The sequence below is a fragment of the Shewanella sp. KCT genome (assembly GCF_007636505.1).
In the GTDB taxonomy this organism is placed as follows: domain Bacteria; phylum Pseudomonadota; class Gammaproteobacteria; order Enterobacterales; family Shewanellaceae; genus Shewanella; species Shewanella halotolerans.
On the sequence record NZ_LVDJ01000013.1, the window covers coordinates 62,180 to 87,756 of the forward strand.

Here is a 25,577-nt window from a genome sequence, read left to right on the forward strand (position 1 = left end):
GCAGTAGATTGCTGCCGGGGCTAAGATCAGGCCTGCGCCTTAGCCTTGGCCTTCTCGATGCGAGTGATACGTCCCTCGAAGCCGGTAACCGTACCATCTGAGAGGCCATAACCTATGGCCGCCTGACAAATTTTGATCGCACCATCGAAGTCACCACAGTCGTTGAGCAGGGTCGCCAGGTGCATGAAGCCGACGCCCTTCTCCTTGCTCGGGGCTGGCAGAGCCGCAAACAGCGATTGATAGTATGGCGACAGCGCGGCGCCATATTCGCGGTACTCTTCCTGCTTACGCTGCTTGTAACACTCGGCGATCGCCTGTAGCAACGCCACATGCTTACCTTCGGCCTCTGGTTCGGCGCGATATTGGGCTAACGACGCGCTCAGCTTGTCATTCGCCCATGATTCATCGGTCACCGCCAGCATCTTAAAGGCAGGCTCTGGCTCTGGCTCTGGCTCTGGCTCTGGCTCTGGCTCTGGCTCTGGCTCTGGCTCTGGCTCTGGCTCTGGCTCTGGCTCTGGCTCTGGCTCTTCAGCAAGCTGCTCGGGAGCTTGTTCAACCTCAAGTACTGCCTCGGTCGGTTTCTTCTCTTCGACAACTTCTACGACAGCCTCTTCGACGGCAGCTGTCTCAACGGGCTCGACAACAGTTTCTTCAACAGCCTCTGTCTCAGCGGGCTCGACAGGTTCGAAGGTCACGCCCTCGTCGGCTGGGGTCGAGACCACCTTTTCCGCTTCCTCGCCAGGCACATTCACGGCCTCGCCTGATACCACCTTTTCAACCGGTTTCTGGGTTGCTTGTTGCTCTTCCTGTGCCAGTCGCTGCGCTCGTTTGTACAGGTAAACGCCCACCGCTACCAGCAAAATAATGGCTATATATTTCATTATCATCCACCGTTGATTAATCGCGCCCAGTATCAGGCATTTTCATATCGCAAATATGTCTAGATATTAACCGATATTATTAGTCGATTCTCTTGCTATAAATCAAATATTTATACCTCTTTTTCGCTCGGGTATCAAAAACAGCCGTTAAAATCATGCTTAGGGGGTAAAAATGGCCTTTTCTGCCTTGATTTTCAGCGGCGGACTGAGCCGGCTAAAAGTGCCATTTTGTGCGCATCTTCATAATTTCGGCGCTTGCTTTTGTGTTCCCGTTCGCCTCGGGCTAGGCTAGCTATAACCCAGTAAAGAAGTCGGATATATCATGAACCAAGAGATCCTAAGTGGTAAGCTGCTGCGAGAGTTTAAGACCATCGCCGCCATGGTACATATCTATTGCAAAGACCACTGCCAGGCCAAGGGCGATGTGGCCAACTGCCCAGAATGCAGCGAGTTTCTCGAGTATGCCCACACCAGGCTGGACCGCTGCCCCTACGGTCAGGACAAGCCCACCTGCAACAAGTGCCCCGTGCATTGCTACAAGCCTGAACCGAAGGCCAAGGCGAGAGAGATAATGATCTATTCCGGCCCGCGCATGCTGCTGCCCCACCCCATCATGGCGATACGTCACCTGTGGGCCGAACGTGGTCCCGTGCCGGGTAAGCCGCCCGCGGCGGCGTCTAATCGTCACCTGCGTCTGGCCAAGGAGCATAAACCCTCCTCTTAGGTCGGGACGCGGTTCCAGCTGAACCGGCCCGGCGATAATCAGCGCCAATAAGGCCCAAAATTCACCTTGGGTTAACCCGTTATTTCCAAGCTGAGATCAGCGCCTTAACTCTTGATGGGATTTCGAGGCGAAATCCCATGTCACGCTTGCCTCGCCGGCCATTTTGCGTCAACAATGAGCACTATGGATACGCACTCTCACGGCTTATTATTCGAAGGATACTGGTGGCTCTCCTTGCTGGGTGGCCTGCACTGTATCGGCCTGGGACTCTACCTCAGATATCTGTACCGTGACCGCAACGACAATCACAAGCTGCTAGGCGCCATCTTCAGCCTGCTGGCCCTCTACTTTCTCACCGGCCTACTCAACAGAGACAACTCGCCCCTGCCGCTGCAACAGCTATTTATCCTGCTGATCCCGGCCTATTTCCTGCTGATGCCCATGCTGTATCTCTATTGCTATCGCAGCCTGCACGATATCAAGGGTTCTATCGGCCTGTCGCGCCACTTCATCCCCGCCATCGCCCTGGTGCTGGTGATAGGCATCAGCGTGCTGCTGAGCGGTGAGATGCGCCAGCAGATCTCGATTAATATTATGACCCAGTTTAACCATGTCACCCTGCTGGGTACTGTGCTGCCCCTGCTATTGCTGCTGCAGACCGGCCTCTATTTCTACGCTATCTTACGCCTGCTGCGCCGTTTCAAGGGACGGGCTCACCGCGCCCATCAGGACAGCCTCAAGGATATCAAGTTTAGATGGCTGCTGGCGCTGACGCTGGCCATGTTGACCAATTGGTTGGTGCGCATGGGATTAGTCATACTGCCCTACCTGCTGGGGGATAAGGTCAGCCTGGCGGCTCAGGCGAGCACCCGGCTGTTTCTGCTCCTCAGCCTCTACCTGCTGGCCCTCTATGGGCTCAAGCAGATCACCATGTCCGCCTATCTCAGGGGACGTCTCTCTCCCGACCTGCAAACCCAGGCGCGTCCAAGCAGCAGCCGTCAGCTGCTGAGCGCCGAAGAACTCAATTATCTGCAACAACTGCTGCAATCCGACAAAAAATAATTAACTCAATTTATACCTAAGCGGTTTTGCGTTAATGTATCCGGGCTTAACCACCTCAATTAACAAGAATTACTCAAGCAATCACTAGAGAAGGGAGCAAGATGGGAAGGGGATATCAACTCACCGCGTTGGCGGCGATCTGTGCCGGTGCCATGGGACTGAGCAGCGGCGTATTGGCCGCCGAGCGTACTCACCAGATCACCACGGATGACTTTTTCACCATAGGTAACATGGGCAATGTCCAGCTCAGCCCAGATGGCAAACACGCGCTCTGGCTAGAATCCCGCTGGGACAAGGAGCTGGACAAGGCGCAAAAAGATCTCTGGCTCATCGATACCAAGTCACGCAAGACCAGCCGCCTCACCTTCACCAACGAGAGCGAGTCCAGCCCTCAGTGGAGCCCGGACGGCAGCGCCATCTACTATCTGGTCAAGCAGAACCGCGAAGACAACAAGGCCCCCTACAACGGCAAGGCTCAGGTGTTCAGAATCAACCTGGGCAGCACAGAGGCCGTCCCAGTCACCAAGGAGGCGGAGGGAGTAAAACAGTTTCAGCTCAGCCAAGATGGCAAGAGCCTCTACTTCCTCACCAACAAGACCACTACAGACAAAGATATCTGGGCCAAGGTAAGAGCCAAACACGGCGCGCCTAAGTATGGTCACGGCAAGGTCACCACCAACCCCCTCTACAAGCTAGATCTCGACCACTACCAACAGAGCCTGGTACTGGACGATGACAAGGTGGTGTGGAACTTCAGCGTCAACCAGGACGCCAGCCAGATCGCCCGTATTACCACCCAGGACAACGAACTGGTTAACCTGGAAGGCTGGTCAAACATAGAGGTATTCAACACCCAGTCACAGCAAAACAAGGTGCTGGAAGACAGCGCCTGGCGCGAACAGGCGCCCTCGCCTTACGGCTGGCTACTGGGCCTGGCCTGGCATGAAGACAACCAACGCCTGGCGTTTCGCATCGACTTCGATGGCCACCCGGGCAAGCTGTTTGTGGTTAAGCCTGAGGATAACAAGGCCAAGCTAATTCAGGTGAAGACAGAGGGTGATGTCACCTTCAACTCCAGCGACATCCATTGGCGGCCAGGCAGCGACGAGCTCTGCTATCGCGGCTACGACCACGCCAGGGTCAAACTCTTCTGTAGCGAAGTAGATAACCAGGGGCAAGGGGACACCCGTACCGTACTGGCAGGCGATCTGGTGATGGGCAGCTATAGCTTCACCCACAATGGCAAGAAACTGGCCTTCAGCCACAACGGCCTGGATCATTTCAGCGACCTCTTCATCGCCGACGCCGCCAGCAAGAAGGCCAAATACAAGCGCCTGACCAACATCAACCCACAAGTCGACAGCTGGGTCCTACCAGAGATCTCGGTAGTAAAATGGACGGCGCCGGACGGCAGCCAGGTGGAGGGGATCCTGGATCTGCCCGCAGGCTACAAGAAGAGTGACGGCCCGCTACCGCTGATCGTGCAGATCCACGGCGGTCCGACCTCGGCCACCCCCTATGCGCTGCAACACAGATCTTATGGCCGCAGCACTTTTACCGCCAACGGCTGGGCACTACTCTCGCCTAACTACCGCGGCTCTACCGGCTATGGCGACAAGTTCCTCACGGACTTGGTGGGACAGGAGCATGAGATCGAGGTGGCCGACATCATGGCCGGTGTCGATCATCTGATCAAGCAGGGCATCGCCGACGGTGACAAGATGGCGGTGATGGGCTGGAGTAACGGCGGCTACCTCACCAACGCCCTCATCAGCACCACCAATCGCTTCAAGGCAGCCAGCTCGGGGGCCGGCGTATTCGACCAGCGTCTGCAGTGGATGCTGGAGGACACCCCAGGCCATGTGATCAACTTCATGCAGGGCCTGCCCTGGGAGAAGCCAGAGGCCTACACTCACGGCTCGTCGCTGACCCATGCCGACAAGATCAAGACACCGACCCTGATCCACATAGGCGAAAACGATCAGCGCGTGCCACTGGGTCATGCCCAGGGTCTCTACCGCGCCCTGAAGCACTACCTGAACGTGCCAGTCGAATTGGTGGTCTATCCGGGTGAAGGCCATGGTCTGAGCAAGTACCAGCACAGACAGGCCAAGATGGACTGGGACAAGCTGTGGTTTGAGCACTATGTGCTGGGTAAGCAGATGGACGAGGCTAAGTAAAAGCCTATTTGTTAGCTGAACCCGAGCTGACATCAATCGAAAAAGCGCCACTTTTGGCGCTTTTTTCATCAACAGGCGTTTTCATTCTTAACCAGTCGAACTATGCTAAAACCATCCAAATCGATGGAGGTCATCATGCATAAGTATCTGTCTACCTTAATTCTAAGCTGTTGTGTGGCATTGGGATTATTGACGTCCCCCATGACGCTCGCCGCCGACAGCTACAGCGAGGCGATCGCCAACTTCAAGAAAGCCCCGGACACCCAGAAGTTCTTTAACTCCGCCTATGGCTACGCCATTTTTCCCACCGTCGGCAAGGGCGGCATAGGCATAGGCGCCGCCTACGGTAAGGGACGGGTCTACAAGGGCGGCGCCCATACCGGCGACTCCAGCCTGACCCAGCTGTCCATTGGCTTCCAGCTCGGCGGACAGGCCTATAGCGAGATCATCTTCTTCAAAGATGCCAAAGCTTATCAAGAGTTTACCAGCGGCAGCTTCGAGTTCGGCGCCACCGCCTCGGCAGTCGCCATCAATGTCGGCGCCAATGCCCAGGTGGGCACCACGGGTAACTCGGCAGGCGCCGGCCAATCGGGTGCCAACAAGGCCGCCAGCGCCGCTTACATCAACGGCATGGCGATCTTCACCGCCGCCAAAGGTGGCCTGATGTATGAGGCCGCACTGGCCGGGCAGTCTTTTACCTTTGAACCCAAATAACGGGCATCTGGTAGGGAGTCAGATGGCTCCCTCCTTTCTTCTTTCCCATCTCAGGGTGATTTTCGATAATCGCCTTGATAATTAAGATTGTTCTGCGTTTTTCTAAGTGAAGCATCGACCTTCTGAGGTATTTATGAAGGGAGTTTGAAGCCATAGCTTCATGGTGAATTTATTGTCTGCAGCATGTGCAGCACTAGACTATCTAGCTGCATTTCATCGAAAGGCTTATTAACTGAGCATCAAACTTATTTTGATATTTGGAAGGTTAACTTTGAACCATGGCTTCATGGTGTATCAATTGCCTGCGGCAGGCTTATGTGCAAACACATTTGTGACACGCTACGAGCACCTCCATGTGAGCTCTACCTCGGCATCCATGCCTCGGAAGGTCACAAATGTGTTTACACTGAGTCTATTGTTTCTTCGATTTGACCGCTTTTGAACCTGACAGAAAAGTCAAAAGCAAAATCATATTTGAACATTTCTGAGTTACGAGTCATCACAGTTGGGCACCAACAAGTATTAGATCAATACTGTAACGACATGATTTGTTGTACATTGATGGCATATGCACTTGTATGCTATTTAAGGGAACTCTTATGTACATTGGAAAGGTAACGATCAACAACTATCGCAGCTTTCGCTTTTTCGAAGCACAGCTTCAACAGCTAACAGTTGTCATTGGTGAAAACGATACTGGTAAGACGAACTTTTTCACCGCACTTTCGTTACCGTTAAGCGGCAACCTAATAGACTTCAACCAGAAGCGTTTGAGTGTTTCTGATATCAACAAAGATTCCGTTATTGATTTTCTAACGTCCGTTGTCAATGATGATACCGAAGAGAATCAGCTTAAAAAGATCCCTAAAGTATCAGTAACCGTAGAGTTCGCTGATCCGAAAGATGCTTATGAAACAGCACTGTTGGCTAAGTGGATTGTTGCAGATGGAGATAAAGAAACTTACAAAATCAGATACGACTTTAAGCCTAAAGACGACAAAGATTTGCTTGAGGTCGTGAAGAAATCGCTCGCTGGTAAGACTTTAGATGATATTAACTGGTTTACTCTACCCGTTGAGCTATACGACTACCAAATCGTCTCTGTGAACAACGAAAAGCCTATCGCATACAGTGACTTAAAACACGTCAGTCTCCATAGCATCAATGCAGAGCGAGATGACTTCTCAGAAAGCAGTTCAATGAAGTCCAATAGCATTTTCACCAAACTGCTTATGAACACTCTCAACGATGACGACAAAGGTCAGATCAATACCGCCTACTCTGAGTTTTTTAGTGCTATTGAAAAGACTGAAACATTCGACAAAGTCATTGGAACTAATGACGATTTTGAGAATTACGACAGTATTATCAAACAGCTTGAGTGCACTCCTAACCTGCCTAACTTGAAGAACATCTTATCGAATATCACTTTGAAATACGGGAATGAATTTCTGTACCAAAAAGGCTTAGGACAACGAAATCTTATCTACATACTCATCCTGTTTGCTTACTACAAGTCATGTGGTGATACATTCAACTTGTGCTGTATAGAAGAACCAGAAGCACACTTGAGCGTTAACAACCTTCGTTTAGTAAGAGACTTCATTGAGAAAAGCTCAAGCAACAGTGGCTCGCTTGTACAAACTATCATTTCGACCCATAACCCATCGATCATCAACAAGCTAAAGATCTCTAATGTGTTAGCGTTTACTGGCGAGAAAGCAATTAGTCTGTCTGATACTCCAACTAAGCTAGTTGACTACCTAAGAAAGAGACCTAACTTCGACATCTTAAAGCTGCTGTTTGCGAACAAAGTCATTCTCGTAGAGGGTCCGACTGAAGAAATGCTAATCAGCACTTATCTGTCTAAACAACCAGCCCTCAACGACATTGATATTATTCCAATTGGTCAACGTGGTTACGCCACTTTCTTGGATATATGGCTAGCCTTGAACAAAGATAACCAGAACAAGAAAATTGGTGTTGTCCGTGATTATGACAATTCAGATGCGGCTAAAGCCAAACATGATGCCTATGACACAGCGCATGCGAATGTCACTGTAAGAACAACAACAAACTACACACTTGAAATTGATTTAGTAGAAGCAGAAGACAACCTAGCTTTACTAAATGGTTTATTCGAAATGAAAGGCGACCTCGACGCAGTATCCAAACACATGATTAATGGTAAGACAGCAAGAATGCTTGATGTATGTGATGCGATGGTTGATGAAGAGAATCCACTGGATATCAAGTTACCAGCTCACATCGCTGAGGTTATCGAGGCTGTATCATGATAGAAGTACAGATTGCTGGTGCAGGTGCTGGAAAAACTTATGGCTTAGCAAAGACTTTGATAGAGCACATCGAAGCTTGTACTAGTCACAAAAAGACATTTGCACTGACGTACACAAACTCTGCAACAGCGAAGATAGAGCAAGAGATAATCAAACAACATGGCTTTATTCCGTCGAATCTCTGTATACAGACCGTACATAGCTTCTTGTTAAACGAAATCATCTACCCATTCTCGTCATTCACTCTCGGAGATGTGTATAACGACGCATCAATAATGATGTTACCGAGCGATGCTAGATTCAAAAACTGGCACTTAAAGCGATTAAAAGATAAAAACATCATTCATGCCGAGAGCGTCTACAACATCGCTAAACAAATTGTTGATGAAACCACCAGCAAGCACAACAACAGAGCGAAGAAAGATAAAGTCCGCAGACTTTTGGCTATTCTAGGAAGCTGTTTTGACAAGATATTCATCGACGAAGTCCAAGACTTAGATAAAGATGCACTTCGCTTTTTCGAAGTTCTAGGCAGCAACGATATTGACATATACATGATCGGAGATCCAAAACAAGCAATCAAGTTTCCCCAAGATCTTGATGCTTTCGTTCAAAAATTAGCTCAAAAAAAATACGCGACCATACTACCGATCAACAATCAAACTAGGCGAGTCCCCAGAGAGATACTAACTGTCTCAAACAGCTTCTGTTATGAAGATCAACAACAAGAGTCACTATCAGAAATGGTTGGTGAACTCATGTACATTGAATCGACGGACGGGCGATATGACGATTTACTAACGAACTACTTAGATACAAAACAACTTGTTTGTATCGACAAAAAGAATGGTCGCTATACAACTTCATCTAAACACAAACACTCATTCCCACGAGAGATCGAGGAAATGATTCGTGATTCTAACCACAAGAAAGACAAAGCTTTGTTTGTTAAAGCAGCTTTTTCTGACTTTATGGACGATGTTGCCGAAGTCGGTGCAAGAATTGCTATAAATAGGCTAAAAGCCACTCATGGCTTGACACTTAATGGTCAGCACTTCGCCCAACTGTATGAGCTGTGCAATTCTTGCACGGGAAATGACGTTCAATTCAAAGTCCAAAGTATCGAGTCTATCAAGGGATTGGATGCAGATGTGTGTGTAATCATACTTAGCTCTAATACCCTGAAATACTTAACCCAAAATGGTATTAGCGAAGCAAACCGATTTAATAAAGAATGGAAAAAAGTTTATGTCGCTCTTACTCGTGCTAAGAAGAGGCTGGTGTTGGCTTTAGATCACGAGTTGCTCGCTAAAGAAGATATGGCGGCTGTTAGGGATGTGTTAGGTGAATTAGGGTTTGTTAATCACATCTAGTACACATCTGTCCATTAATACAGGTGGAGTCCAATAGAAGTCAGATTCAATCAATGTGTCAGATTTAATTGGCTCTATGTAAATAATCTTCTTTAATGCAGCTTGTAACTTATTTTGGGGCAGAAATAAGTTAACGCTTTACTCCCTTACCTCCTCAACGCCGCCAAATCGAAGAGACGTTTAGATACAGGTGTAAGCACGCTTTTGGCTCTCGGCGGCATGGACGCCGCCGTGAAGCCCACATGGAAGTGCTCGTGGTGTGCCAAAAGAGTGCTTGCACATAAGCCTGCCGCAGGCAATTGATGAAGGTGAAGGTACGAGCTTCAATTTGCCTTCACAAGTAACAACATCCCTGTGATCACGACATTCGCACATCCATATACAGCACCCGCCGGTGCAGGCGCTAAGTATCTGAGAAGATTAGACCTTCAAAAACCTACCAAATACCCACTCAGCCCGATGCTAAACGTCGAAAAAAAGAGGCTACTCATGCCCCCATGGAGCAGGCGGCAAGGCAACCGGCTTGGTCAAATCAAACGTCACCTTAAAGTCGCGATTCTCCCGGGTGAGGCGATAGATAAACTGGCTTTCGGTGATTCCCATGTGCCACACATTGGTGACCGATTGGGTCAGTCCATTTTGTTTGAAGTTGTCGATAGAGTAGGCATCGACCGGGAAGGATTGCAGCTCGGCGCTGCCGCCATCTTGGGTGTCGCCGCCATACATGGTGACCTTGTCTTCGCTACCATCTTGATGTCTGTGGTCATGTTTGAGACGCAGTCCTGTGTCTGTCTTGGTGATAACCCAGGTGCGGGAGTGATCCTCACCCACATGAAACGGCACCTTGAGCTCGCTGTCGCTACACTCATGCACATGCATCACCAGACGCTTGCCAGAGAAGGCCGAGTCGGCGCTGTTGCCCGCCATCACCTTGCCCTCGAAGGCCTGGCCGCAATGGGCGACAATCGCATCAAAAAATTGACTCTGCTCGGTCGTGGTCGCCATTGCAGGGGCGGCTAACAATAGGGCGGCGCTAACACCAAGTGATTTGGCGCTAAGGGATAGTGATAAGGATAGTGATAGGGAATGAGTCATCTTGTTTTTATGCTCCATCAAGTTGGACCTTCACACTAGCACGAAGAGATAAATTGAAGCTGAATAAAAAAAGCCCCCGAAGCCGAGGCGACGGGGGAAAGGTTTACAGGATAACTATGTTTAGAAAAGCTATGGTTAAAACTATGCTTGGTTAATGATTCGATTCAAAGATCAGGCTTTCTCCACCCGCACCGGAATGCCGTGACGACAGTTGGCTCCGGTCCAGTAATCATTGAGCATACTGGCGGCGCCGTTGCGAGTCGGATCCGCCGGGATCATCTGGTTCACCGCCGTGCCACCGGCGCGACTGGCGATCCCCGCTAACTTCTCGCCGTTGATGATGCGATCGTCACCGCCAAAGCCCTCACTATGACCAAAGCCGTGAGAGACGCAGATTGCCCCCTTGGCGACCCCCATATCTGTCTGCAGGGTGCCGACGCAGGGCTTGCCGTTGGCGGTTACTATGCGCACCTGGTCGCCATCCTTCAGCCCCTGGGCCTTGGCGGTATCTGTGTGCATATAGACGAAGTTGGTGGGACTGATCTCACCGATCCGCTTGAAGGCCACCGCATAGTTAGAGCGCACCGTCGCCTTGTAGCTGGAGAACAGCAGCGGATATTCGCTCTGGGGCCAATGACTCTCCCAGGTGTCACCATTCCAGAACTTATGCTCCTGCAGCGTCGGCGTGCCCGGATAAAACTCACCCGAGTAGGCATGACGCAGCTGCGCCACCTCCTGATGATAGATCTGCAGACACTTAGGCCCGGCGCCCTTGATGAAGTCGCCGTCATAACGATCATCCTCCTGGTAGTAGCCACCGCGTGACAGCAGGGCCTCGACCTTGGCGGCCTCGTCGGCGGTGAGCCTTGGCTTGAGCGGATTCATGGCGTAATCCAACTCGGCCCACAGACGATCTTCCTCGGTCACCTTAGGCAGCTGCTCACACTGCGCCGCCACGTTGGCCAGGTATCTGGCGTGCCAATCTTCGAAGGTTAACAGGTCCACCTTACGACCATCGCTGGTCGCCAGGGCACCCTTACCGAAGCCAGGCAAGTCGAGCTTGAGGGCGATATCGATCAGCAACTGCTCCATACAGATGTGCTCACCCGCCTCATTCTTCTCGGTTCGCGGGGTCACCACAGGCGATGCCGCCACCACGCCCAGTTTATGGGCGCCCCACATGCGATCCGCCGCATACTCTTCAAGCATGGAACGGTCCGGGATCAGGTAGTCGGCGTAGCGGTTGGTCTCGTTCATGTGGCAGTCGATCCCCACCACCAGCGGCAAACGCTTAGGATCGGCGATGCTGGCCACAACCTCCTGACTGATAGACGCCGCGCTATAGAGGAAGTTGTTGCGCCAGTTGAACAGCACCTTGGCGCTGTAGGGGTCGCCGTTGGCGTGGCTGGTCCACTGCTCGGCCGCATTCATGGCGGGCAGAACCTCATGCCAAGGGGTGCTGGCGGGATAAGGGTTCTTACCCTGCTCCACCTTAAGACGATATTCGGTCGAGGCCTCGTAGGCACCATCGCGACAGGCGTTGACGATACCGTCCAGCGACACGCCACCTTCGATGTTGGCCAGATCGTACAAACCTTCCATGCCGCCGATGGGGCCATTGCCATAGATGGCGCCGCCCTTGGCATCGTGGGAACCCGCCAGGGTATTCAGCGTCGCCCAGATCCAGCCCATCACAAAACCATCAGATGAGTTAGTGCCGCCGTTGCCTGCCACACAGGCCTTGCGGCCATAGTGCGCCAGGTCTTTCGCCACCTGACGCATCTCTTTGATCGCGATGCCGCTGCGCTTGGCGTACTCCTCCATGCTGGTGCGCTGGGCCTCGGCCCGCAGCAGATAGAGAGACGACATCAGGGTCACCTTACGGCCACGGCTGTCAGTGACACGTTTGCTGACAAACAGCTCGGCCTTATCGCCTGACTCCGCCGACGCTAAGGTCTGAGTGCCCGCCTTGATGATCAGCGCCTCGTCGCCACCCAGACCAAAATCTTTCGCCTTGGCAAACTTGCGATACTCTGGGTGCTTAGGATCCATCACCACCAGGTGACCTGAGTTGGTGTAGTTAAGCTCACCCGCGGCCTCGGCCGCCTTCTGGCTCGGATTTTCCAGGTGCGCCTTGTTAAACCACTGCTCCTCGAGCATGGTGCGGATCACCCCAAAGGAGAATGCCGCATCCTGACCGGGTTTGACCGGTAGCCAGGTGGCATTGGTATCGGCGGCGACCGTGGTACGCAGCAGAGGATCGACACACACATATTTAAAGCCGCGATCCACACGGCTGTTGGCAAGACCTCGACCGACGCGGTTCAGGCTGACACCCGATGAACCTGGGCTGGTGCCCATAAACAGGCCATACTCGACGTTTTCCCAGTCGACATCGTTGAGCCATTCTTCGAATCCGGCTGCCATCCCCAGGCTATAACCCGTTGCCTGGGCGGCGCCGCAGTAGGCGTGTTTAGTGCCCAGGTTAACCGTGCCCCATGACTGCATCATGAAGCGAGAATAGAAGCTTCCGCGCAAATAGTCTTCTGCGCAGAAGGTGGCAAATAGCTGATTCGCTTTACTGCCAAATTCGCTATGGCCCGGCTTCACCTCTTGATCCAGCTGGCGAATGGCGCGCAGGCCATCGACATGACCTTCGCCAAAGAGATCGCCCCCCTCGATGATCTCGGCAAGTGCCTGTTCATAGCTGATGGTGACCCACTCGCCACTGCCACGCTTGCCCGCGCGTTTCAGCACCCGAGTCACCCGGCGCTCATCGTCCACCGAGTCGACGCAGCTCGCCCCCTTGGCACAGGTGGTGGCGCGATTCTTCAATCCCGCCTCACCTGCCAGGGCTATATAGCTCTGCTTCACCTCTGTGCTCAGCGGCAGTGGCGAGCCTGAGTTGTTCTCACAATAGGGGTTGCCCCCCACCTTCAAGACTCTATCCGTCTTCTCATCCACACGCACCCTGAGGCCGCAGATGTTGTAACAGCTAAAGCAGCGGGAATAGGCGGTGCGTACTCCTGCTGTCTTTTGCCATTTACCTTCGCCATCGAAGCCCCCTTCGGCCGCCACGGGATGACCGAAGCGTGAAATGTCCTGGGTCTTCTTAGGCTCAGACTCGGCATCGACTCGACTGCATGCGGCACCTGTGATGGTCGCGGCAGATACCAGACCGGCTTGAGTTAAAAACTTACGTCTATCCATCTTTGACTCCTAGCGCTGCCAATCGAGGTAATTGAGATTCAAAATGGCTTGATCATCGGTCGATGTCGGTAAGCCAATGTAGAAGATGTTGGGCGAGGTGCCAGCCTCGGACAGCATGGCGTAGACCTTGTTGTCCCGCACCAGCTTAGAGACCTGGCTGTCGGGATCGTTGAGATCGCCAAAGGTACGGGCGCCGCCGATACAGGTCTCGACACAGGCCGGCAACAAGCCTTGGGTGACGCGGTGAATGCAGAAGTTGCACTTCTCGGGCGGATTATCCAGGCTCTCATCTTTGCGGCGCGCGCCATAAGGACAGGCATCGACACACAGCTGACAGTGAATGCACTCTTCGTGGTCGATCACCACTATGCCATCTTCCTTACGCTTGTAGGTCGCCTCCACCGGACAGACCTGAGTGCAGACAGGATTATCACACTGGTTACATTGATTCGGCACCGCAAGGGTGGCGATGCGCTCACCTAAGCTCAGGCTAGCCTGATTGACACGGGTACGGCATCGACCCGCATCGGTTTGATTTTCAACGGAACATGAAACGGTACAAGAGAGACATCCGGTACAACGTCTGACGTCAAACACCATGGCATAGCGTTTTCCAAGGGTTTTCGCTTGTAGCGTGCTGGCGGGCACCAATGAGAGCAGAGCTCCACCTGCCGCCATTTTTAAAATCGAGCGCCGATCTAACATAACGAGATCCTTAACTATGTTTTTCTAAAATAAAAACATGACTTATGGAAGGTTTCTTATTATTTAAAATACACACGCAATAATAAAACTTGCAACAGACAATAAAGCTATAAATTGAAAACCAAATAGAGATCACGATTCAAATAAAAATATAAATTCGATGAAATTATTTATAGAGAACCGGTATAATAGTAGCGATAAAAAGACGAACATCTCATATTAAAAATAAATTTAAATTTGATGAAATAAAATCGAAAGTTCACAAATCGAACAGTTATCCCACCTAAACAGTTACTTAGGCCCAACCCAGTGATAGCAAGGCCTAGCCTGTAGCCCGCCTACAAGTTGTTCGTTCGTACCAGTTAGCCTGAAAGATATATAAAGCCTGCAAATTTTAAATATCGCATTTTGCAAAATGCAGATATTAAAACATGAGAAGTAATGCAAACTTTAAATAATGGCCATATTAAAAGTGTGACTTTCAACACTGAACGTGTGTAGATATATATAGATGATAATAACTCAATATATTTACCCAGTTCACAACCATGAATAAGATTGACCAACTTAATTACAATCAATTAAAAGTGTTCATCGCCGTCTATGAACACGGGCAGAGTCATCAGGCTGCCAATGAACTGGGTATTACGCCTTCAGGTGTGAGCCGCACCCTAAAGATCTTAAGAGACATATTTAAAGACTCGCTCTTTATTCGTCGCTGTTCCGGTTTCGTCGCGACGGAGAAGACCCACCAGCTGATCCCTATGGCCAGAGAGTTGGTGGCCCATTATCAGAAACTCGAGATGCAACACTCGGTATTTACCCCGGCTGAATCGGGCGGCCAATATGTTATTCACGCCTACGATGAGTTCATCTACCCAGTACAACAGGTGATCCGCAACGAGATCCTCACCGAGGCGCCCAACATGAAATTTGATGTCAGGGTGTTGACCCAAGACTGCAGCAGCGATCTCGCCAATGGCGATGTCGATTTCGTGGTGGTCTATGAAGGCTTCAACGGTAAGAACCTCAACGCCGAGATGTTTTCCGCCACGGACAATCTCTACATCCTGGCGCGCAGCGGCCATCCGATCCTCAAGCAGGAACTCACCCTAGACAACATCACCCAATATGCCTGCCTAGAGATAGACAACTATGACGACCTCAGCTGCCCGCTGCTGGTGAACCTCTGCCGCGAAGAGGAGCTGTGCATGGAGGTCGACGGTTATACCGACAGCGTGGCTACCGCCATGCGCCTGCTGAGCGAATCTGACGCCATCACCTTAGTTTGCAACGAATTTACCCGCCAGTTCGTCGACATGCTGCCCGCAGTGCAGTGGGTCAAGCTGCCCGAAGAGCTGGCCAAGCGTTGCCGCATTCGTCGCCGGGAAAACCGCGAGATCGGTAATTACCTCTTATATGGCAACGTCAATCAGTCGGCCGCCTTTAACTGGGTGAAGTCTAAGCTCATCTGCGGCCTGGAAAGCGCCTGGCGCAGGGCGGCAGAACGCTGACAAGGATTTTGATGGCGAGACCGACAAGCTACCAGAGGCACTCTTGCATACCCCTTTCGCAGCTGGTCTTGCCATCTTTTTAAATCGAAAAACGATAACAAAACAGGTATGCAGCGAGTCTTTGACTCACAAACATTTGAGCAATGTCTGTAAAAAGCGTCTTAAGACGCATCAAGATGGGGAACACTTATGAAAATGAACAGACGCACCTTCTTGCAAGGTGTCGGAGCCAGCTCCGTCGTCGGCTCGCTATCCGGTCTTATGCCCGGCATAGCCAGTGCAGGCGAAAAAGGCGGCGCGCCCGACAAACTCTTGAAACGCCAAGGAGAAATTAAGTACCACACCTGCCAACGTAACTGCGCCGACCGCTGTCTGTTGAAGTTCACGGTACAAAACGGCCGCATGACCTACGTGGAAGGCGCTTCAGAACTGAAGAAGATGGGCACCTCTCCCTGCGTGAAAGGCCATGCCTATGTGCAATACACCTATGCCGCCGACCGTATCCTGCACCCGATGGAGCGCGCGGGCAAGAAGGGCGAAGGCAAATGGCGTCGCATCTCCTGGGATGAGGCCTATGACAAAATCGCCAGCCGTCTGCAGCAGATCATCAAAGATCACGGCGCCGACGCTATCCTGCCCTACAGCTACTCGGGCCACGAAGGGGTTATCGGTAAATACGGCGGACCTAGCCGCTTCTTCAACGCCGTCGGTGCCCGCAAGCTCGACCGTAAGGTGTGTGTGTTCGCCGCCTATGAAGGCTTGAAGTCGGTCACTGGTACCTACCAGGGCCCGGATCCATACGACAACATCTACACCAACTGCTACATCTCTTGGGGCCAGAACGAGACGGCCACCAACGTGCACGGCATCAAGTTCATCAACCAGGCCCGTGACCGAGGTGCCAAGCTGTTGGTAGTTAACCCAGTGCGCACCCCTATCGCCTCTCAGGCCGATATCTGGTTGCAGCCTAAGCCGAGTACCGACACCCACCTGGCGACAGGTATCATGAAATACCTGGTCGAGCATGACCTAGCGGATCTCGAGTTCATCAAGGCCAACACCCTTGGCTACGACCAGCTGCTCGAGCGCCTGAACACCATGAGCTACGAAGAGATCGAGCGTGTCACCGGCGTGCCTAAGGCCAAGATGTTCGAATTCGCCCGCGTCTATGGCGAGTCAGAGCTGTCTGTACTGCGCCTGGGTTACGGTATGCAGCGTAACTACAACGGCGCCCGTATGTCTCGTGCTATCGCCATGATGCACGCGGTTGCCGGCCAGTACGGCAAGATAGGTAACGGCTTCATCTATGACAACACCCAGGCCGATGACAGCCTGAACTACAGCAAGGGCCGTGCGGATCATATCCACCCGAACCCAGACACAGTTGGCCACGTCAACATGACGGAAATCGCCAAGGCGCTCGACCCAGAGAACCCAATGGCCTATGGCAAGCCGATCAAACCGATTAAGGCGGTGATCAACTACAACGGTAACTTCGTCTCGGTTGCACCGGACTCGAATGCCTGTCGCCGCGGTGCGATGCGTGATGACCTCTTCCTGGTGGTTCACGACTTCCTGATGACAGACACCGCAGAGCTGGCCGATATTATCGTACCGGCAGCGACCCAGTTCGAGTTCCCAGACATGGGTACCGACTACAACTGCTATCACATGCAGACCTCTGAGAAGGTGATCGAGCCACTCGGCGAGTCGAAAGACAACTGGATCTTCTTCAAGGAGCTGGGCGCCCGCATGGGGCTAGACCGCTTCCCTGAGATGCGTGTGGACTATGAGCAGATCCTGCGTGACTTCCTCGACACGGAAGAGCCTGCCTTCAGACATAACAACATCACCTATGAGCAGATCATTCGCGACAAGTTTGTCACCGTCTATGACCAACGTCCTTACTTCGGCGACGGCAAATATAAGACGCCAAGCGGCAAGATCGAATTCTACTCGGAGATGATGAAAGAAGCCGGCTACCACCCAGTGATCGACTTCGGCCTGCCGGAAGATGAGATGGTACAGGAAGAGAAGACACTGCCGTTCCGTCTGCTGTCTCCTGCCATTCCGCAGCGTGCCAACAGCTCTTTCTACAACGTGAAGTACATTCGTAATTTCCCGGCCTACTTCGCCAAGATCAACGCCGAAGATGCTAAAGAGTTAGGCATTCAGAACAACGACAGGGTAAGGCTCAGCAACCAACGTGGTGAGGCCCACTTTATCGCTCAGGTCTCTACCCAGGTGGTCAGAGGGACTGTCATGGCGCCGAAGAATAACTGGCGTCGTATGGACCCACAGGGCAAAGACAGCTGTACCAACAACCTCACCACCGACACCTTGACCGATATGGGTGGATGCTCTGCGTATCATTCCACTCGCGTCGCGATTGCCAAAGCCTAAGGAGTAAACGATGTCGTTAAATAAGAAAGTGGGCTTTGTGTTCAGACAAGAAAACTGTGTCGGTTGCGGTGCCTGTACCGTTGCCTGCCAGATCCACAATGAACTGCCCGAGAACCATAGATTCCGTAAAGTCGATCGCTATGAAGTGAAGCGTGACGATGGCGCCATCGATGTCTGGCTATCTCACGCCTGCATGCACTGCGAAAACCCAGCCTGCCTCATGGTCTGTCCGGCGAAAGCCTACCATGTGCGCGATGACGGTATCGTGGTACTGGACCGTGAGAAGTGCACGGGTTGTGGCCTGTGTGCCAGCGCCTGTCCTTACGCGGCTGTCAGTATCCGCGAGGACGACGGCAAGGCAGACAAGTGCAACATGTGTGTGGAACTGCTGGACCGCGGCATGAAACCCGCGTGTGTGAGTGGCTGCCCGGTAGAGTGCCTGGATGTCGGCAATCTGCAAGAGGTGCTCAAGCGTCCATCGGCAAGCAAACAAGGCATAGGCTATGGCGATTGCATCACCAAACCTAACCTAGTGATCATTAAGGAACGCGCATAATGACAGCAGAATATGGCCCAACGGCAATGGCTTACCATGCCTTCAAATCTATGATGTTCGCGCCCTCGGATACTCAGGCTCTCGCAGGCTTAATCGCCTACCTGGAGCAGGAGTCGCCAGACAGCCCGCTACTCATAGAGGCACGCAAGTTCAGTGACGACGCATCCGAATTGGAGTTTGATTTTAATCGCATGTGTATCGGGCCATACAAGCTGTTAGTCGCCCCCTATGAATCGGTTTACCTCAGTGGCAATCATCAGATCTTCACCGAGGAAACCGTCAGGGTGGCCGAGTTCTACCAACAAATTGGTCTGGTCATCGACGATAACTTCAACGAGCCGGCCGACTTTATCGGTAACGAACTCGAGTTCCTCTATTGCCTGCACGCTATGGCCGCCGAGCAACAAGCGCTGGAAAACAGCGAACATGTAGAGGCGCTCAATGAACTCGCGGCGGAGTTTATCCAAACCCATCTCGGGCGTTGGATCACTCCATTCTGTGAGGGCATTGCCAAACATGCGAAACAGCCTTTCTGGCCGCTGTTGGCTCACGAGCTACTGCAGTTTATCAATCAACAACTTCAAGCGGCGCCCAGCCTAGACGGCGCCGAATGATCGACGAGTCTGCCTGGCGACAGGCAGATTCCAACGCGACAAGCGATGTCGCAAGGAGTTTTCAATGAGTAAAGCAATAAGATGGTTAAGCCTTATTGTGCTCGGTCTGTTTGCATCCAGTTATGCACTGGCCGAAGAGACCGCCACCCTGCAGCCGCAGCAGTGGCAAACCATTCAGGAGCACGCCATCTCTGGTGATATTCCTGAGATCCGTGGCCTACCGACTCAGCCTGAGCTGCTGATGCCGGCGTCGATTCCACAGCAAGCCGACGAGTCGCTGCTGGGCTACCTGGGCGCGACCGATACCATCGCCTTCGCCCTGTTTGCCAGCTTGTTTGGCGTAACCGCCCTCTTCATCCTATTCGTGGTGGTGAACGGCGTCTCTAAACTGGACCATGGCTTCTCGGGTAAGCTGATCAAGCGTTGGTCGGGTCTGAGCGTCAGCGTGCACTGGCTGGGTGCCATCCCTTGCATCCTGCTGATCCTTACTGGTTTAGTACTTGGCGGCGGCCGCTTCTACTTCGAGCCTGGCATGAACGCCGGTTCCTGGTCGGCCCTGGTGGGTCTATCCAGCAGCCTACATGAGTTGATGGCCTTCCCCTTCATCCTCGGCTATGTGCTGATGGTACTGATGTGGGCGCCTAAGCAATTCCCCGCAAGCTATGACCTGAAATGGTTTGCCGTACTGGGCGGCTACATCAACTTCGGCAAGAAGCAGCACCCCGATGCGGGCTTTGCCAACGCGGGTGAGAAGCTGTGGTTCTGGGTATTCGCCCTGTTCGGCGGTGTCATGGTGGTCTCTGGCCTGGCGATGATGTTCCCCGAGACCTATGGCGTCACCAAGAACACGGCCAACCTGATGCTGGTATTGCATATTGCCTCAACCGTCATCATCAGCGCCTTCTCTGTGGTGCATATCTTCATGGCGACCGTGATGTCCGAAGGCGGCATGTCAAACATGACCTCTGGCTACTGTGATGAGAACTGGGCCAAACAGCATCACAACCTCTGGTTCGCCGACCTGAAGAAGGCTGGCAAGGTTTAACCAAAACCCGGCCCATGGCAGATGTCATGGGCCTATTAACTCCCTTTTTTAAACGCCTGCGGCGCCCCTATCCTCCATCGACCTGATGGCAGGAGGGAGACTCGCATGCCTAAGAAAACCAATTGAAGGCAGAAAGCCATGAAAAACCATAAGATTATTTTTCGCACCTCAATGATCGCCGCCGCAACGGCACTCGCTTCTACTCAGGGTTATGCCGCCGAGCAGCCCTTGAGTGAACAGGTCGAGGCACTCAACCAGCGCATCGCTCAACTAGAAGCCCAGGCCGCGCCGTCACAGTTCAAGAATAGCGAAGTCAGCCTGTACGGCTCTATCCGTCCGACACTCAGCTACCTCGACGACAGCACGGATGAAACCTGGGATGTGAGAGACGCTCTCTCTCGCGTCGGCATCAAGGCCAGCACTGAGTTTGCCGACGGCTGGCGCGCCATCGCCCAGGGGGAATGGAGCGTCGATATCGCCAACTCAGGCAACTTCGGCAAGGCGAGACAGGCCTATGTGGCCATCGCATCCCCTTACGGCCAGGTGGGCATAGGTAAACAGCGTCCGGCCCAGTACAGCCTGATCGCCGAATACGTGGATATTTTCAACCACGGCAACAGCCCCTATGCCTACGACCATGAAAGTCCCTTCTTCGTCGACAACTTTGTGACCTACAAGCTGGTCACTGGCGGCTTCACCTGGATGGCCGGCGCCCAGTTTGACGGCGATAAGGGCGACACAGGCGCAGATTTCGTCAACATAGGTGTAGGTTACGATGTCGGAGCCCTGCATCTTGGCCTGGGTTATGTCACCCAAGACAGCCTGGAGAACGGCCAGGTAAACGGCGACAACCAGACGCTGGGCGGTGTGGTGGCCTATACCTTCGATAACGGCCTCTACCTGGCGGCGAGCTACCAGGACAAGCAATACAACTTCGACAATCAGGTGCAACATGGCGATCGCAGCGGCAGCACCTTAGATACTGCCCTAGCCTATCCACTGAGCGACGAGTACAAGATCAAGCTGGGCTACTTCCAGTTTAAAGACGGTATCGAGGATATCAGCTCTATGGACTATGACGGCTTCAACACCACGTTGGAATGGAACCCACTGGCCAACGTACGCGTACACCTGGAGTACCTGGATAAGAACTACGACAACCTAAACGACGATCGCGCCGTTACCGTCGGCTTCCGCTATGACTTCAACTTAAACTGGAAAGGCTAACCTCCCGACCAGGCTCCCTCCAGAAGAGGCCATCTCTGGCCTCTTCTATTCCACACCTCATGGAGTTAGTAATTGATGGGATTCAAGAAATCACTCGTGGCCTCCATGGTCACATTAGTCGCCCTCTGCCTGTTGATCTCGAACTGGCTCTCCTACGTCCAGATTAAAGAGGCCACCATCGCCAGGGTTAACGACAAACTCACCGGCGTCACCCGTAACGAGTCGGCCAAGGTTGCCACCTGGTTTGGCGCCAAGGCCGAGGCCATGGATGAACTGGCCCAGCACTACCGTTTGGGGAGTTACCAGGACAACTATGTCAACACCGCGCGTCTCGCCACAGATCTCTCCGGGGTCGCCCGCATCTATTTCGGCTTCGATGACGGCAGCGCCTACTCCACCGAAACCGGCGACAAGTGGCTAAACGGCAAGGCGATCCCCGGCAAGTACGATCCCAGAACCCGCCCCTGGTATCAGCAGGGTAAGGCCACAACTCAGCTGGACGTCACCGACATCTACATAGACGACGGTACGGGCCACAAGGTGATCTCCATCCTGAAGAATCTGGGCGACGGTGTGGTGCTGGGTGATATAGAACTCACCTATCTTCATGATGTTGTCAGCGCCATCGATTATCCCGGGGCCGTCGCCCTCATCACAGATCAAACCGGCAAGGTATTGGCGTCAGAGTCCCCCACCCTGGTCAGTGGCAGCCGCTTCAGCGACTTCGGCCTACCTCAGGTGCAGCAGAAGATCATCGGCAGCGACGAGGTGATGCAGGAATATCGCATCGACGGCGTCGATAAGCTGGGCTTCTCGAAAGCCATTCCCCTGGTTAATGGCAAGCAGTGGTTCCTCTTCATCGGCCTGGACAAGTCGAACGCCTATGCCGTGGTCGATAAGGCCCTTACCAGCGCCCTCGTCTCTTCCGCCGTCATGTTGCTGTGCGCCATCAGCATCGTGCTTGGGGTCCTGTACCTCCTCTATCGCCCTATCTTGTCGCTCAAGGCCATGGTTACCGAACTGTCTAAGGGCAACGGCGATCTCACCAAACGACTCGAGATACATAGCGAGGACGATCTGGGGCAGATCTCCATGGGGATCAATCAGTTTATCGCCAACCTGCAGGCCATGATGCGCGAGGTGCTACAGGCCTCGGCCCATATCTCAGGTAGTGTCGAACGACTCAATGGGGAGACAGAGACCAATCGTCACATCCTGTCGGCTCACACCAAAGAGACAGAGCAGATCGTCGCCGCAGTGGAAGAGATGAGCGCCACCGCCAACGACGTCGCCCAAAATGGCAGCGAGACCGCCTCCTTTACCCAACTCACCAACGAACAGGCGCTGGCATCGAAGCAGGTAGTGGCTCAGGCCACAGAGACGGTTAACCGTCTGGTTAGGGAGGTGGAACATACCGCCGACAAGATAGGCCAGATCGACCGTGACACCATCAATATCACCCAGGTGCTCAAGGTGATTGGTGACATCGCCGACCAAACCAACCTACTGGCGCTCAACGCTGCCATCGAGGCCGCTCGAGCCGGCGAGCAGGGACGGGGATTTGCCGTGGTGGCCGACGAGGTGCGAGCCCTTGCCGCGCGCACCCAGGACAGCACGGCGGAAATTGAGGAGACACTAAGCAATCTCAGAGACGCCTCTAACAGCGCGATCCACTCGATGGAGGTCACCAAGCAGACCTGTCTGGAAACCGCCAGCACCACAGAGAGGGTCGCCACGGATCTCGACGCCATCGGCAGTTCGGTTAATCAGATCAACGACCTGAACACCCAGATCGCCACCGCCGCCGAAGAGCAAAGCTCTGTCTCGGCCGAGATCACCCGCAACATGAGCGCCATCTGCGACATGGCCAACGAACTGGCTCGCAGCGGCGAGTCGAGCCGCAACGAAACCGTTAACCTGGCCACCGCCAATCAGCAGCTGGAACAGATAGTGGGACAGTTCAAACTCGACTAAGTCTCAAGCACTAACCACTCACCGGGGCCTTCTGCCTGAAGGCCTCTTTCAACCTCTCCACTACTAAACGCAACGCCAGGGGCAACTGTTGCTGGTAGGCATGAATGGCAAACACCTCTCGCGACGGACCACTGTACTCGGGTAGCACCCGCTGCAGCTTGCCCTGGGCAAGCTCAGCCTCGATAAAAATAGAGGGCACCAGGGCAATGCCGACACCTGCAATGGCGCTGTTAATGGCGCTAATGGAGGTGTTGACCTTGATCTCCTTAACCGCCTCGAAGGCCAGACCACTAGAGCCTTGCAGTACCAGAGGCCGCTGCCAGGGCAGGACGATTAAGCTGTGGCCCCGCAGACTCTCCGCCGTGATGAGGGCACTACGGTTAATATAGCTAGGGGCGGCCACCAGAACGCTGTCGAGTCGGCCGATAGGAATCGCATGATAGCCGCTGTCTTTCTGAGGCCCGACGGAGATCGCCATGTCCAGGTTGTGCTGCAAGATATCCAGCCGGGCATCGTCATAATGCATCTCTGGCAGCAGCTGCGGAAACTCGCGGCAGAGTTCGGCAATGATGGGGGTGAGCAGCGGCGCCTCGAAGGCCAGGGGCGCGGTGATCGCCATGCGCCCACCGGGCACCGCCTGCTGGTCATGGGCCGCCTCCAGGGTTTCGGTCAGCAGGCGCCACAGTTGACGACTGCGCTGAGCCATCGCCTCCCCCTGGGCGGTGAGATGCAGCTGGCGGGTACTGCGGGTCAGCAGCTTGACGCCGAGATCTTGCTCCAGCTGGCTCACATACTGGCTCACCGCCGACTTGGTATGACCGAGCGCCTCGGCCGCGGCGGTGAAGGAGCCCTGATTGACCACCTCGTCGAATACCAACATCTGATATGCCAGCCGCTTTTGTTCGTTTTTTCTGAACATTCTTATCAATCAAGACCTAAATATCACAATAAGAAATAACAATAGACTGGCGCCTCAACAGATTCAAGCGACTAGTCCTAACAACTAGTTCCAACGACTAACGAGGAGCCAACATGAGTCAATCTATCCGCCAAGCCGTCATGCAAGCCAGCCAAGCCTGGATTGCCGATTTCAACCGTCAGGCCTTTGCCGACTGCATCGCCCGCTATCTGCCAGAGGCGCAGATGCAGGTCTCCCCCTTCGGCCGTTTCGACGGCATCGAGGCGATCAGCCAATTCTGGCTCGGCTTCGCCCAGCAGAATCCGGGTGAGCTGGTCTATCGCAATGTAGAGATCAAGGTGCTCAGCGACAAACAGGCGATACTCTCGGCCAACTGGCGCATGAACATCGCCAGCGGTTTCATCAGTAAGGAGTTGTGGACCCTGGCCGACGACGGCCACTGGTATCTGGAAGAGGATGATTTTAGCGTGCTGACCCAGCTGAGCGAGCCCCCGGCGCCACAGCAGCGCACTGCCCTGGTGCTGGTGGATCTGCAAAACGACTATTTTAAGGGTGGCCGCTTCGCGCTGGATAACTGTGAGGCCGCGGCGGCTAATGCGGCCAAGCTGCTACATCATTTTCGCAGCAATCAACTGCCGGTGATCCATGTGCAGCATATCTTCAAGGATCCCGAGGCGAGCTTCTTCCAGGCAGGCACCCAGGGCGTGGAGATCGCCGACATGGTCGCGCCCAAGGGCAATGAGCCCGTCATCATCAAACACCATGTGGACAGCTTCATCGACACTGCTCTGTCTCAGACATTGATCGAGCTGGGCATAGACAAACTAGTGGTCGTCGGCGCCATGGCCCAGGCCTGTGTGCAGACCCTTTGTCGCAGCGCCGTCAAGGCAGGCTTCGAGTGTGAGGTGATAAGTGATGCCATTGCCGCCCCGAGTCTCTCTTGGGAGAGTCAGGATCTGAGCGGCGAGCAGCTGGTGGCGGCGAATCTCATCTCCCTGAGCTTTGGCGGCGCCAAGGCACTCAGCCTAGATGACTGGCTGATTCGGGAACGACTGGCGGGCTAATGCAATTAAACAGTCAATCT

Annotated in this window: 19 protein-coding genes; 14 read left to right on the forward strand and 5 right to left on the reverse strand. The window is 53.4% G+C overall.

Going from position 1 to position 25,577, the window contains the following annotated elements; translation table 11 throughout:
- Positions 1-26: 26 nt before the first annotated feature.
- Positions 27-881, reverse strand: a complete 855-nt coding sequence (locus AYI87_RS16905; RefSeq protein WP_144203874.1) for a hypothetical protein — start codon at positions 879-881, stop codon at positions 27-29.
- A gap of 322 nt (positions 882-1,203) precedes the next feature.
- Between AYI87_RS16905 and AYI87_RS16910 the strand changes: the two genes are divergently transcribed.
- The 6 genes from AYI87_RS16910 (at position 1,204) to AYI87_RS16935 (ending at position 9,231) form a co-directional block, all read left to right on the forward strand.
- Positions 1,204-1,605, forward strand: coding sequence for a nitrous oxide-stimulated promoter family protein (locus AYI87_RS16910; protein WP_409928979.1), 402 nt, complete (start codon positions 1,204-1,206; stop codon positions 1,603-1,605).
- Positions 1,606-1,779: 174 nt separating this feature from the next.
- On the forward strand, positions 1,780-2,667 hold the full coding sequence (locus AYI87_RS16915) for a hypothetical protein (RefSeq protein ID WP_186300660.1): 888 nt from the start codon (positions 1,780-1,782) through the stop codon (positions 2,665-2,667).
- Positions 2,668-2,768: 101 nt separating this feature from the next.
- The gene (locus AYI87_RS16920) at positions 2,769-4,847 is read left to right on the forward strand and encodes an alpha/beta hydrolase family protein (RefSeq protein ID WP_144203876.1); all 2,079 of its coding nucleotides are present in this window, start codon (positions 2,769-2,771) and stop codon (positions 4,845-4,847) included.
- Positions 4,848-4,982: 135 nt separating this feature from the next.
- Positions 4,983-5,561 (forward strand): YSC84-related protein, encoded by a 579-nt coding sequence (locus AYI87_RS16925; RefSeq protein ID WP_144203877.1) that lies wholly within the window; start codon positions 4,983-4,985, stop codon positions 5,559-5,561.
- A gap of 599 nt (positions 5,562-6,160) precedes the next feature.
- The gene (locus AYI87_RS16930) at positions 6,161-7,858 is read left to right on the forward strand and encodes an ATP-dependent nuclease (RefSeq protein WP_144203878.1); all 1,698 of its coding nucleotides are present in this window, start codon (positions 6,161-6,163) and stop codon (positions 7,856-7,858) included.
- Positions 7,855-9,231 (forward strand): UvrD-helicase domain-containing protein, encoded by a 1,377-nt coding sequence (locus tag AYI87_RS16935; protein WP_144203879.1) that lies wholly within the window; start codon positions 7,855-7,857, stop codon positions 9,229-9,231. The genes AYI87_RS16930 and AYI87_RS16935 overlap by 4 nt, the downstream gene beginning before the upstream one ends.
- Positions 9,232-9,714: 483 nt before the next feature.
- On the opposite strand, the gene AYI87_RS16940 is transcribed toward AYI87_RS16935, so the two are convergent.
- From AYI87_RS16940 to AYI87_RS16950, 3 genes are all read right to left on the reverse strand, one after another.
- Positions 9,715-10,236: a hypothetical protein gene (locus AYI87_RS16940; RefSeq protein WP_409928980.1), complete on the reverse strand. Its 522-nt coding sequence runs from the start codon at positions 10,234-10,236 to the stop codon at positions 9,715-9,717.
- A gap of 261 nt (positions 10,237-10,497) precedes the next feature.
- Positions 10,498-13,536 (reverse strand): molybdopterin dinucleotide binding domain-containing protein, encoded by a 3,039-nt coding sequence (locus tag AYI87_RS16945; RefSeq protein WP_144203880.1) that lies wholly within the window; start codon positions 13,534-13,536, stop codon positions 10,498-10,500.
- A 9-nt stretch (positions 13,537-13,545) separates the two neighbouring features.
- Positions 13,546-14,241, reverse strand: coding sequence for a 4Fe-4S dicluster domain-containing protein (locus tag AYI87_RS16950; RefSeq protein ID WP_011864051.1), 696 nt, complete (start codon positions 14,239-14,241; stop codon positions 13,546-13,548).
- Positions 14,242-14,789: 548 nt separating this feature from the next.
- Between AYI87_RS16950 and AYI87_RS16955 the strand changes: the two genes are divergently transcribed.
- The 7 genes from AYI87_RS16955 to AYI87_RS16985 all read left to right on the forward strand — a co-directional run bounded on the left by AYI87_RS16955 (position 14,790) and on the right by AYI87_RS16985 (position 23,574).
- On the forward strand, positions 14,790-15,755 hold the full coding sequence (locus AYI87_RS16955) for a LysR family transcriptional regulator (protein WP_144203881.1): 966 nt from the start codon (positions 14,790-14,792) through the stop codon (positions 15,753-15,755).
- A gap of 189 nt (positions 15,756-15,944) precedes the next feature.
- A complete protein-coding gene (locus tag AYI87_RS16960; protein ID WP_144203882.1) occupies positions 15,945-18,158 on the forward strand; it encodes a molybdopterin-dependent oxidoreductase in 2,214 nt (737 codons plus the stop codon).
- 10 nt (positions 18,159-18,168) lie between these two features.
- Positions 18,169-18,714 (forward strand): 4Fe-4S dicluster domain-containing protein, encoded by a 546-nt coding sequence (locus AYI87_RS16965; protein WP_041511798.1) that lies wholly within the window; start codon positions 18,169-18,171, stop codon positions 18,712-18,714.
- Entirely contained in the window at positions 18,714-19,328 is a 615-nt protein-coding gene (locus AYI87_RS16970) for a molecular chaperone (protein WP_144203883.1), read from the forward strand. Before AYI87_RS16965 ends, AYI87_RS16970 begins: the two co-directional genes overlap by 1 nt.
- Positions 19,329-19,392: 64 nt before the next feature.
- Positions 19,393-20,373 carry a formate dehydrogenase subunit gamma gene (locus AYI87_RS16975; RefSeq protein ID WP_011864046.1) on the forward strand — a complete coding sequence of 327 codons (981 nt, stop codon included), beginning with the start codon at positions 19,393-19,395 and terminating at the stop codon, positions 20,371-20,373.
- A gap of 138 nt (positions 20,374-20,511) precedes the next feature.
- Positions 20,512-21,600: a porin gene (locus AYI87_RS16980; protein WP_144203884.1), complete on the forward strand. Its 1,089-nt coding sequence runs from the start codon at positions 20,512-20,514 to the stop codon at positions 21,598-21,600.
- A 75-nt stretch (positions 21,601-21,675) separates the two neighbouring features.
- Positions 21,676-23,574, forward strand: a complete 1,899-nt coding sequence (locus AYI87_RS16985) for a methyl-accepting chemotaxis protein (RefSeq protein ID WP_144203885.1) — start codon at positions 21,676-21,678, stop codon at positions 23,572-23,574.
- A gap of 10 nt (positions 23,575-23,584) precedes the next feature.
- On the opposite strand, the gene AYI87_RS16990 is transcribed toward AYI87_RS16985, so the two are convergent.
- Positions 23,585-24,493 (reverse strand): LysR family transcriptional regulator, encoded by a 909-nt coding sequence (locus AYI87_RS16990; protein ID WP_260865166.1) that lies wholly within the window; start codon positions 24,491-24,493, stop codon positions 23,585-23,587.
- A 113-nt stretch (positions 24,494-24,606) separates the two neighbouring features.
- Between AYI87_RS16990 and AYI87_RS16995 the strand changes: the two genes are divergently transcribed.
- Positions 24,607-25,557 carry a cysteine hydrolase family protein gene (locus AYI87_RS16995; RefSeq protein ID WP_144203887.1) on the forward strand — a complete coding sequence of 317 codons (951 nt, stop codon included), beginning with the start codon at positions 24,607-24,609 and terminating at the stop codon, positions 25,555-25,557.
- The last annotated feature ends 20 nt before the right edge of the window (positions 25,558-25,577 follow it).

Excerpts from the sequence above, each read along its gene's own strand:
- AYI87_RS16905 (WP_144203874.1), bottom strand. The coding sequence starts at position 881 with ATGAAATATATAGCCATTATTTTGCTGGTAGCGGTGGGCGTTTACCTG.
- AYI87_RS16910 (WP_409928979.1), top strand. The coding sequence starts at position 1,204 with ATGAACCAAGAGATCCTAAGTGGTAAGCTGCTGCGAGAGTTTAAGACC.
- AYI87_RS16915 (WP_186300660.1), top strand. The coding sequence starts at position 1,780 with ATGAGCACTATGGATACGCACTCTCACGGCTTATTATTCGAAGGATAC.
- AYI87_RS16920 (WP_144203876.1), top strand. The coding sequence starts at position 2,769 with ATGGGAAGGGGATATCAACTCACCGCGTTGGCGGCGATCTGTGCCGGT.
- AYI87_RS16925 (WP_144203877.1), top strand. The coding sequence starts at position 4,983 with ATGCATAAGTATCTGTCTACCTTAATTCTAAGCTGTTGTGTGGCATTG.
- AYI87_RS16930 (WP_144203878.1), top strand. The coding sequence starts at position 6,161 with ATGTACATTGGAAAGGTAACGATCAACAACTATCGCAGCTTTCGCTTT.
- AYI87_RS16935 (WP_144203879.1), top strand. The coding sequence starts at position 7,855 with ATGATAGAAGTACAGATTGCTGGTGCAGGTGCTGGAAAAACTTATGGC.
- AYI87_RS16940 (WP_409928980.1), bottom strand. The coding sequence starts at position 10,236 with ATGGCGACCACGACCGAGCAGAGTCAATTTTTTGATGCGATTGTCGCC.
- AYI87_RS16945 (WP_144203880.1), bottom strand. The coding sequence starts at position 13,536 with ATGGATAGACGTAAGTTTTTAACTCAAGCCGGTCTGGTATCTGCCGCG.
- AYI87_RS16950 (WP_011864051.1), bottom strand. The coding sequence starts at position 14,241 with ATGTTAGATCGGCGCTCGATTTTAAAAATGGCGGCAGGTGGAGCTCTG.
- AYI87_RS16955 (WP_144203881.1), top strand. The coding sequence starts at position 14,790 with ATGAATAAGATTGACCAACTTAATTACAATCAATTAAAAGTGTTCATC.
- AYI87_RS16960 (WP_144203882.1), top strand. The coding sequence starts at position 15,945 with ATGAAAATGAACAGACGCACCTTCTTGCAAGGTGTCGGAGCCAGCTCC.
- AYI87_RS16965 (WP_041511798.1), top strand. The coding sequence starts at position 18,169 with ATGTCGTTAAATAAGAAAGTGGGCTTTGTGTTCAGACAAGAAAACTGT.
- AYI87_RS16970 (WP_144203883.1), top strand. The coding sequence starts at position 18,714 with ATGACAGCAGAATATGGCCCAACGGCAATGGCTTACCATGCCTTCAAA.
- AYI87_RS16975 (WP_011864046.1), top strand. The coding sequence starts at position 19,393 with ATGAGTAAAGCAATAAGATGGTTAAGCCTTATTGTGCTCGGTCTGTTT.
- AYI87_RS16980 (WP_144203884.1), top strand. The coding sequence starts at position 20,512 with ATGAAAAACCATAAGATTATTTTTCGCACCTCAATGATCGCCGCCGCA.
- AYI87_RS16985 (WP_144203885.1), top strand. The coding sequence starts at position 21,676 with ATGGGATTCAAGAAATCACTCGTGGCCTCCATGGTCACATTAGTCGCC.
- AYI87_RS16990 (WP_260865166.1), bottom strand. The coding sequence starts at position 24,493 with ATGTTCAGAAAAAACGAACAAAAGCGGCTGGCATATCAGATGTTGGTA.
- AYI87_RS16995 (WP_144203887.1), top strand. The coding sequence starts at position 24,607 with ATGAGTCAATCTATCCGCCAAGCCGTCATGCAAGCCAGCCAAGCCTGG.